Raw genomic sequence first — 8,652 nt, 5'->3', positions numbered from 1 at the left:
TTTTGTTACTTTGCATTTTCATTATATCAGACATTGGGTGCATTTTTCTGTCAACTTCTGTTTTTCAGAAGCTGCAGATGGTGTTGTTGTAAAGTCTCAGCTGAATTTTCAAGCTGGGAAAGTTGAGTAATTTATTATATTTTATCACTTTTTATACAAAATAACTATAACTATATGTTTGTTGATCAATAATAATTTTTATTTGTTTGGCTTAAATGAAAGGAAAGTAAGGATGAAAAATTTGTTGTTTGTGAATGCGTGTGTGCGCGGAAGTGAATCCAGAACAAAGAAGCTGTGTGATGAACTGATAAAATCGTTGAATAGCGAGGAAGAATATCAGATGGATGAGTGCAATCTGGAATGTGAAGAAATAAAACCAATGAATCTGGCATCATTGAACAGACGCAATCAATTATTGGAAGCCGAAAAATATACGGATGAAATGTTTGACTATGCAAAAAAGTTTGCAAATGCAGATAGCATTGTTGTCGGTGCACCCTACTGGGATTTGTCTTTTCCGGCATTGATAAAGGTATATTTCGAGGCAGTGAGTGTATGCGGCATAACATTTCAATATGGCTCAGATGGAATTCCGATGGGAATGTGCAATGCAGAGAAACTGTATTATGTGACTTCTTGCGGTGGGTTCATTGGAAATTATAATTTTGGCTTTGATTATATCAGAGGGTTATGCCTGCTTTATGGAATCAAGGATGCAGAAATGATTGCTGCAGAAGGCCTGGATATCGTTGGTATGGATGTGGACGCGCAAATGAAAAAAGCACTGGAGCAAAAAAAGAAGCGGGAAGCCGCACCGGAAATTAGTATTTCTTAGAAATATATACAGCGGATCAACAATCGGATATTATATAGAAAACAAGAATAAAAAATAAGAAGCATTTTTGCAGCAGTATCGTGCTGGAAAGTATTGAGCGTACAAAAGTCTTGAAGAAAGATATTTTTGGCAAATATGAAACACCAATGGCCGGATTTCTCAAATCCGGTCATTGGTGTTTTTATTATTTCGCTGTTGCCTTTTTAATCTGCACCGAGCTGATTCTCTTTTTACTGCAGCTCAGTATCGTGAATTCATAATTCTCATAGAGAATTTTATCGTTAACTTTGGGATAGGGTTTTAGCTGGGAATACAGCCATCCGCCGATGGTATCGATGTTTTCAACTTCAATTTCGGTACCCAGCAGGTCGGTCACATCCTCAAGCAGCACTTTGCCATTGACAAGATAGCTGCCGTCGTCGTTTTTGACAATTTCATTAACGCCGATATCAAATTCATCCTGCATTTCGCCAACGATTTCTTCCAGAATATCTTCAACTGTCACGAGACCAAAGGTTCCGCCGTATTCATCGATAATAATCGCGATCTGAGCTTTCTGCTTTTTGAATAACTTCAGTAATTCACTGATGGACATGGATTCCGGAATAAAGTTGATGTCCCGGATGACCTCATCGATGTTGTCTTTGCCCTCGACCTTCTGTTTGTATAAATCCTTGATGTGAACAAAACCAATGATGTTATCCTTGTTTTCGCGGCAGATGGGATAGCGGGTGAAGGGGTTGTTCAAGGTATAAGAGACGATTTCCTCAAACGTGTCATCAATAAAAAGACACGCCATATCGGTTCGCGGAATCATGATATCCTTGACGGTGGTTTCAGTAAAATCGAAGATATTATCTACCAGTGCCATCTCGGTTTTATCGATCAGCCCATGTTTGTAACTATCTTCAACCAGCAGTTTAATCTCCTCATCGGTATGCGCTTCTTCGGCTTCATCAACCTGTGAAACACCAAATACCTTCAAGATCAGATTGGTGCTATGATTAAAAGCCCACATGATTGGATAGGTTAATTTGTAGAAAAAGATCAGCGGCATGGCTGTGAACATGGCAATTTTTTCGGCAAAAAGAATCGCCAGCGATTTGGGACATAATTCCCCCAGAACAATATGAAAGGTGGTGATCAGTGAAAATCCGATGACAAAGGAAACGGAATGGACCATCGATTCCGGCAGATGCATCAATTCAAACAGCGGTTCCAGCATTCTGGCAACAGCCGGTTCGCCGACCCAGCCTAAACCAAGAGAAGCCAGGGTGATTCCCAACTGGCATGCCGACAGGTATGAGTTCAGGTCACGGACAACTTTCAACGTGTATTTTGCGCGATTATTTCCCTCAGCGACCAGCGTTTCAATGCGGGATTTTCTGACTTTAACCATCGAAAACTCCGTGGCGACAAAAAAGGCGTTCATAAATACAAGTAAAAGCACGACGATAATATTGATTAAATTATCCATACGATATTAGTTTCCTCCTAGAATTATAACAGCTGATAATCAGCATAGTTCCCGATAATAGCAATCATTATAACATATTTTGGTTCTGATTCACAAAAAAGAGTGAAGATTATCAGGATTATCAGCGAATCGATGCATGATGAATTTCAAAAGGGGTAAAAGTGAAGTAGCTGTATAAAAATTGCGAAAAACGATCATCAGAATGGGAGAGAGATAGCATGATTGTCGGTGCCGTACAAATTACGATCTATGCGCCCTGGGTGCATTCGCTCAAAGAGAAGCGCATGGTAGTTAAAAGCCTCAGTGCAAAGACGAAAAATAAATTCAATGTATCCGTGGCAGAGGTGGAAGATCAGGATTTGCACCAGCGCATCGTACTGGGAATCGCCTGTGTGGTCAGTGAAGCCAGCGTTGCAAACAGCATGATTGACAATGTGTTGAATTTTGTTGAAAGTAATACCGAGGGAGAAATAATCGATATCGAAAGGGAATTGAGATGAGGAATGATTATGTTTATCGTTTTTAATCCGAAGGAACAAAAATGGCCGATCAAAGTCTGGCTGGAAGATGTCAGTCAGATTGAAAAGGAATGTTTCGAACAGGCGAAAAACCTTTCCAACCTGCCGTTTATTCATCAGTGGTTCCGCTCCAATGGGATCTGGCCTATCTGTCGACGGACAGTGAAACCGGAAAGGATTATCTGCGGTGGATGAACCTCGCCATGGCGTTTGCCAATGAGAACCGCTGGCACATGATGCGGGTGGTGATCGGGATTGTCAAACGGCTGGCCGAAAAATATGCCGGCATCACGGAGCTTGAATGCTCAAAACCGATCAGCTGTCATCACAATTATGCCGCTTATGAAGAACATTATGGCAAAAAAGTATGGATTCACCGCAAAGGGGCCATTCGGGCCGGCGATGGGGAGCTGGGAATCATACCGGGAGCCATGGGGACTTATTCCTATCTTGTCAAGGGCAAAGGGAATCCGGAGAGCTTTTTATCCTGTTCCCACGGGGCGGGGCGCATCATGAGCCGGCATGCGGCAAAGGCACAATTTTCTGTGGACAGAACCATCAACGATCTGAAATCGCGGGGTGTCTTTCTGGGAAAGCAGAAAAAACTGGATGTCAGTGAAGAAACGCGTTTTGCCTACAAGGAAATTGAGTTTGTTATTGCCAACGAACTGGATTTGATCGAACCGGTGAAACGTTTAAAAACGATGGCTGTTGTCAAAGGATAGCTAGGTTTAGGCCTGATTTGAGTGAGAAGAGGAAAGGTTGGTGAAATAGCATGAAAAGATGGCTGTTTACTTCAGAATCGGTTATGGAGGGCCATCCGGATAAGCTCTGCGATCAGATCGCAGATGGCATTCTGGATGCCATCCTGGAAAAAGATCCCCTCAGCCGGGTGGCCTGCGATGTTTCCGTCAGCACGGGTCTGGTGACGATCTACGGGCAGATCACCACGTCGGCAATTGTGGACATTCCGGCTATTGCAAGAAGGATTATTCAGGATGTCGGCTATACCGATACCGATTTCGGCATGGACGGAAGATGCTGTTCAATTCTGACCGGCATTGACCGGCAGTCCCCGGATATCGCGGTCGGTGTCAATGCCTCGCTGGAATATAAAGCGGGCTCGGAAGATGAGCTGGATCTGATCGGAGCCGGCGATCAGGGTCTGATGTTCGGTTTTGCCTGCAATGAGACCCCCGAATTGATGCCGCTGCCGATTACGCTGGCGCACAAATTGGCAAAGAAGGTGACAGCGCTGCGCAAATCCGGGGAGATACCCTATCTGCGGCCGGATGGAAAAACCCAGGTGACCGTGGAGTATCAAGGCGATCAGGTCAGGCGCATTGAGGCGGTGGTCATCGCCTGCCAGCACAATGAAATGGCAACGCATGAACAGATCCGAAGGGACATGATTGAAAGAGTCATCAGAGCAGTGATTCCGGAGGAATTTCTTGATGCAGAGACGAAATATTATGTGAACTCAACGGGAAGATTCGTGATTGGCGGCCCGGAAGGGGATTCGGGCTGGGTCGGCAAAAAACTCAGCGTTGATACCTACGGCGGCTACAGCCGGCATGGCGGTGGTTCTTTTTCGGGAAAGGACCCGACCAAGGTGGATCGTTCGGGAACCTATGCTGCCAGATACGTCGCCAAAAACATCGTCGCTGCCGGACTGGCAAACAAGTGCGAAGTGCAGATCGCCTACGCGATCGGGGTGGCCAATCCGGTATCGATCATGGTTGACACTTTTGGAACAGCAAAAATTGCTGAGGAGAGCATTGAAGAACTGATCAGGACGCACTTTGATTTGCGGCCGGCCGCCATTATCAGAAATTTCGGCTTGCGAAGACCGCTTTATTTTCAGGTCGCCTGTTACGGACATTTTGGCAGACCGGATCTTGATCTGCCGTGGGAACGGACGGATAAAGCGGAAACATTAAGAAGTCTGGCTTGTGAGATAAACCAAGGGACTTAGAAAACCGGATTCCGGATAGAAAAAAGTCCCGATGCATGAAGCATTTCCGTTGTCTGAACAGCAGACAGGGAACGGCTTTTGTCACCGGGACTTGGTTAGGAGCTATTTTAGTGTTGAAAATTCCGGACAGAATTTTAGTATTTGATAAATTCAGTACCGGGAACGCCGCAGATAGTGCATTTTTCTGGCACTGCTTTTTCGATATTGCCGCAAACAGGGCAGAGATAGTAAAAAACTTCTTCGGTCTGGCTGAGGTTATCCAGCGCTTCTTTATATAGTTTGGCATGAACTTCTTCTGCTTTCATGGCAAAAGTGAAGGTTCTGATGGCATCGTTACGGCCTTCGGCTTTGGCATCGGTGATAAAGGCAGGATACATTTCCGTATATTCATGCGTTTCACCGCCCACTGCGTCTTTCAGGTTTTCTGCAGTCGATTTGATTTTACCGGCAATTTCGAATTCTTTTAAGGCATGGAGTGTTTCAGCATCAGCAGCGGCTCTGAAAAGCTTGGCAGCATTCAAGTTGCCATCGGCTTGCGCTTTTTTTGCATAAGCGGTATATTTTCGGTTTGCCTGAGATTCACCGGCAAAGGCGGCCATAAGGTTGGTGAGTGTTTTTGATTCTTCCATTTGTTATCCTCCGTTATCAGATATAATTTTATAATAATTATTAATCAGTAATTATTATAAATAAGGATAACATTTGAAATAGCGATTGTCAACAGCGTTTCGATTTATTTTTTCCCGAAATAAAAAAAGCCCGGGAATTTCCCAGGCAAAATTATAAAAAAGAGGATGGTTTTGTTTTATTCATCGAGACAAATTCCAGAGTTGATTTCTTTGTAAATCAGCTGCATTTCCTCATCCAGATTGGTAATGGAATCGGCGCAGGATTTAAGACGGTTGCGCAATCCTTCAGATATGTCACTGTGTGATTTATACTTGAGCTGATGTTCAAGACTGGCCCAGAAATCCATGGCAATGGTGCGAATCTGAATTTCCACCGGGACGGATTCGGTCCGTTCGGCTAAGAATATCGGCACCAGCACAATCAGGTGCAGACTGCGGTAACCATTTGCTTTGGGGTTTGAGATATAGTCGTTTTTGCGGATCAGACTGATATCATCCTGCCGCAGCAGCAGGGTGGCAATACGATTGATATCGGTTAAATAGTTGCAGATCACGCGAACACCGGCAATATCGGTCAGGTTTTTTCGGATCGAGTCGGCGCTGAGTTCCAGGCCTTTTCGTTCCATTTTTTCAGCAATACTTTTGGGAGATTTTAACCGGTACTCCATGTGATGGATGGGGTTATGATCGTATTTAACTTGAAATTCTTCATCGAGTATTTCAAGTTTTGTTTTTATTTCTTTGATTGCGGCCCGATAGAGCTGTTGCTGGAGAACAAAATCCTTCAGATTTTCATTGATTTCCAGACTGTCTGGAAGTGATATATCGATTGAATTGATATTCATAGTGCCATATCATTTTTCATTAGCATAAATGAAAAATGCCTTTCGCTGATTATTATTTATGACAAGGGTATAAAAACAAGAGTTGATTCAATTTTAACGGAGATTCAGGTAATCGTTTAAGATCGATGACTAAAAAGGAACCTCTTTTTTTGAAATTCACTCTACAATCTATTATTTTAGTCCCTTAACCTTAGATAAAATTTAAAATCAAAAATACGAATGTGAATTTTAGGATAAAAACCGGCCGCGGAGCAAACGGTATTTACATAATTTGCCAATTTATCACGGGTCCGTCATTTTATTTGATTTTGTGTTATTTAGATGATACCATATCAAACAACGAAAAAAACACGTAATGATATAAATTATCAGAAAGGATGTGTACTAATGGGATTTTTTTCATGGATCATACTTGGGGGGCTAGCCGGATGGCTTGCCAGCATCATCACAAAAAACAGCCGCGACATGGGGCTGATCAAAAACATTGTTGTTGGAATCATCGGCGCGATGTTGGGTGGTTATGTCTTCAGCTTTTTTGGCAGCGTCGGCGTGACGGGATTCAATTTATGGAGCATCTTTGTTTCATTCGTGGGAGCAGTGATCCTGCTGGTTATTCTCAATCTTTTTAAAAGATAAACCAAAAAAGAGTTTCAATATACAGAAACTCTTTTTTTATTGGCTTTAAAAACTTTCATTTTTCAGTCACAAAACTATCACATTAGAGCGCTATGATACAGATAGAAAAAGTTAGGAGGCTAAAAAATGAAATCTGTCGTGATCATACCCGCCCTTAATCCAGATGAAAAATTGATTGAATTGGTTGAAGAATTAAAGCAAACTGATATTCGGGTTGTTATTATTAATGATGGCAGCGAAGAGAAATATGACAACGTCTTTAAAATATTAAAATATAAATTTCGCTCTCAAATCTGCACCCATACTAAGAACATGGGCAAGGGTGTGGCGCTGAAAACGGGAATCCGGTACGCATCATTAAAATACCCGGACTGCAATGGCTATATCACGGCAGATGCTGATGGTCAGCATTCTGTAGCAGATATCCTGAAAGTGTCCGATGCCCTGGAAAAAAATCCGGACAGTCTGGTTCTGGGGACCAGAAATTTCAACGAAACAAACATCCCCTTTAAAAGCCGATGGGGAAACCGAATCACATCATTTGTATTTCATTTAAGTACAAGCCAGCGGTGTCCGGATACACAGACTGGCCTTCGGGGAATTCCTCAAAAACTCACAGAAACATGCCTTTCAATACCAGGAAACCGGTATGAATATGAGATGAACATGCTGTTGGAAATGGCCAGAAATCAGATACCGTTTGTCTATGTGCCGATTGAGACAATCTATCTGGAAGACAATCAATCATCCCATTTTCATGCCGTCAAAGATTCCCTCTGTATTTATTTGAATATATTAAAATTCAGCCTTTCTTCTCTGGCTTCTGCGCTCATCGATCTTTCATTATTTACGGTCTTTATCAATTATTTGTTTGGCGCCGGCTCGGTCGGAATATTAGCGGCAACCGTCATGGCCCGAGTGATGTCCGGCTGCGTGAACTATATGATCAACAAACATTGGGTTTTTCAGAGCAAAAGCAATAACACCAGCGAAGCGTTGCAGTATCTGACCTTATTCTGTTCCCAGATGATGCTCAGCTGGGTATTGGTTACAAGTCTGAGCAATTTATCGGTTCATCTTACGGTGATCAAAGTATTGGTCGACAGCACATTATTCCTGATCAGCTATCAGATTCAAAAGAATTTCATTTTTCATAAGCTCAACTTTCCCAGCTTAATTGACCGAATAAAGCCTTTATAAAAAAGGCCTGAGAGTCAATCCATTGCCGGAGTTGATTTTTTAACAGTGTAGACTTTCTAGATCCTACCGAATTCAATTGTTCAACAAATAAGCTCATCAAACTTTGAAGAGCGGTTGAGAGTGCCATATCCTGGATGTCATCACAAAGCCTGAAGAATAATTCGCACAAGGTTTTATCATCATTTTCGTTTCTGCGAAGCCATTCCAGCAGGATGTATCGGGTAAAAACAATGGTGGTGTGGCTGATCATCATGTCATAGCTTCGCCCCTGAAATTCGGTGCCAAGCTTCATCAGGGACTTGGTGGATTTGAAGAAAACTTCAATGCTCCATCGATTCCCATAAATGCGGATGATTTCTTCATCCGACAAGGATAAATCGGTACTGAGCACCGTCAGCCAATCCCTTTTATTATTGCGGTTTCTGACAAAAACCAGTTTAACCGGGATCCCGGTTTTCGTTTTTACAATGATGGAACCAAACTGGTTTCCGGGTGTATGTTCAGGTAGGAGTTTGCGCAACTCTGGAAGGGTATAAA

At 42.8% G+C, this 8,652-nt stretch carries 9 protein-coding genes and 1 pseudogene; 6 read left to right on the top strand and 4 right to left on the bottom strand.

Features of this window, described 5'->3' with window-relative positions:
• Positions 1-232 precede the first annotated feature (232 nt).
• On the top strand, positions 233-835 hold the full coding sequence (locus GH808_RS14660; protein ID WP_186843534.1) for an NAD(P)H-dependent oxidoreductase: 603 nt from the start codon (positions 233-235) through the stop codon (positions 833-835).
• Positions 836-1,019: 184 nt separating this feature from the next.
• Here GH808_RS14660 and GH808_RS14655 read toward each other — a convergent pair whose 3' ends face one another.
• The gene (locus GH808_RS14655; protein ID WP_186843533.1) at positions 1,020-2,312 is read right to left on the bottom strand and encodes a hemolysin family protein; all 1,293 of its coding nucleotides are present in this window, start codon (positions 2,310-2,312) and stop codon (positions 1,020-1,022) included.
• 218 nt (positions 2,313-2,530) lie between these two features.
• Here GH808_RS14655 and GH808_RS14650 point away from each other — a divergent pair, with 218 nt between their 5' ends.
• From GH808_RS14650 to metK, 3 genes are all read left to right on the top strand, one after another.
• Positions 2,531-2,812, top strand: coding sequence for a DUF503 domain-containing protein (locus GH808_RS14650; protein WP_186843532.1), 282 nt, complete (start codon positions 2,531-2,533; stop codon positions 2,810-2,812).
• Between the two features lie 89 nt (positions 2,813-2,901).
• Complete coding sequence (locus GH808_RS14645) at positions 2,902-3,555, top strand: RtcB family protein (RefSeq protein ID WP_186843531.1); 654 nt, start codon at positions 2,902-2,904, stop codon at positions 3,553-3,555.
• Positions 3,556-3,605: 50 nt separating this feature from the next.
• Positions 3,606-4,805, top strand: coding sequence for a methionine adenosyltransferase (gene metK / locus GH808_RS14640; protein WP_186843530.1), 1,200 nt, complete (start codon positions 3,606-3,608; stop codon positions 4,803-4,805).
• Positions 4,806-4,939: 134 nt separating this feature from the next.
• On the opposite strand, the gene GH808_RS14635 is transcribed toward metK, so the two are convergent.
• Both GH808_RS14635 and GH808_RS14630 read right to left on the bottom strand, forming a co-directional pair.
• Entirely contained in the window at positions 4,940-5,434 is a 495-nt protein-coding gene (locus GH808_RS14635; protein WP_186843529.1) for a rubrerythrin family protein, read from the bottom strand.
• 176 nt (positions 5,435-5,610) lie between these two features.
• The gene (locus GH808_RS14630) at positions 5,611-6,279 is read right to left on the bottom strand and encodes a GTP pyrophosphokinase (RefSeq protein ID WP_186843528.1); all 669 of its coding nucleotides are present in this window, start codon (positions 6,277-6,279) and stop codon (positions 5,611-5,613) included.
• A 387-nt stretch (positions 6,280-6,666) separates the two neighbouring features.
• Here GH808_RS14630 and GH808_RS14625 point away from each other — a divergent pair, with 387 nt between their 5' ends.
• Both GH808_RS14625 and GH808_RS14620 read left to right on the top strand, forming a co-directional pair.
• Entirely contained in the window at positions 6,667-6,915 is a 249-nt protein-coding gene (locus tag GH808_RS14625; protein WP_186843527.1) for a GlsB/YeaQ/YmgE family stress response membrane protein, read from the top strand.
• Between the two features lie 126 nt (positions 6,916-7,041).
• Positions 7,042-8,115: a bifunctional glycosyltransferase family 2/GtrA family protein gene (locus GH808_RS14620; protein WP_186843526.1), complete on the top strand. Its 1,074-nt coding sequence runs from the start codon at positions 7,042-7,044 to the stop codon at positions 8,113-8,115.
• On the opposite strand, the pseudogene GH808_RS14615 reads toward GH808_RS14620, so the two are convergent.
• Positions 8,075-8,652: pseudogene (locus GH808_RS14615) on the bottom strand (IS4 family transposase); the annotation flags it as partial. The gene GH808_RS14620 and the pseudogene GH808_RS14615 sit on opposite strands and share 41 nt — an antisense overlap.

Source organism: Acetobacterium fimetarium, from assembly GCF_014284475.1.
Classification (GTDB): Bacteria; Bacillota; Clostridia; order Eubacteriales; family Eubacteriaceae; genus Acetobacterium; species Acetobacterium fimetarium.
This window is presented reverse-complemented; position numbering and strand designations above follow the sequence as displayed.

What these genes read in the sequence shown, in the direction of transcription:
- GH808_RS14660 (WP_186843534.1), top strand. Translation starts at nt 233, where the DNA reads ATGAAAAATTTGTTGTTTGTGAATGCGTGTGTGCGCGGAAGTGAATCC.
- GH808_RS14655 (WP_186843533.1), bottom strand. Translation starts at nt 2,312, where the DNA reads ATGGATAATTTAATCAATATTATCGTCGTGCTTTTACTTGTATTTATG.
- GH808_RS14650 (WP_186843532.1), top strand. Translation starts at nt 2,531, where the DNA reads ATGATTGTCGGTGCCGTACAAATTACGATCTATGCGCCCTGGGTGCAT.
- GH808_RS14645 (WP_186843531.1), top strand. Translation starts at nt 2,902, where the DNA reads ATGTTTCGAACAGGCGAAAAACCTTTCCAACCTGCCGTTTATTCATCA.
- metK (WP_186843530.1), top strand. Translation starts at nt 3,606, where the DNA reads ATGAAAAGATGGCTGTTTACTTCAGAATCGGTTATGGAGGGCCATCCG.
- GH808_RS14635 (WP_186843529.1), bottom strand. Translation starts at nt 5,434, where the DNA reads ATGGAAGAATCAAAAACACTCACCAACCTTATGGCCGCCTTTGCCGGT.
- GH808_RS14630 (WP_186843528.1), bottom strand. Translation starts at nt 6,279, where the DNA reads ATGAATATCAATTCAATCGATATATCACTTCCAGACAGTCTGGAAATC.
- GH808_RS14625 (WP_186843527.1), top strand. Translation starts at nt 6,667, where the DNA reads ATGGGATTTTTTTCATGGATCATACTTGGGGGGCTAGCCGGATGGCTT.
- GH808_RS14620 (WP_186843526.1), top strand. Translation starts at nt 7,042, where the DNA reads ATGAAATCTGTCGTGATCATACCCGCCCTTAATCCAGATGAAAAATTG.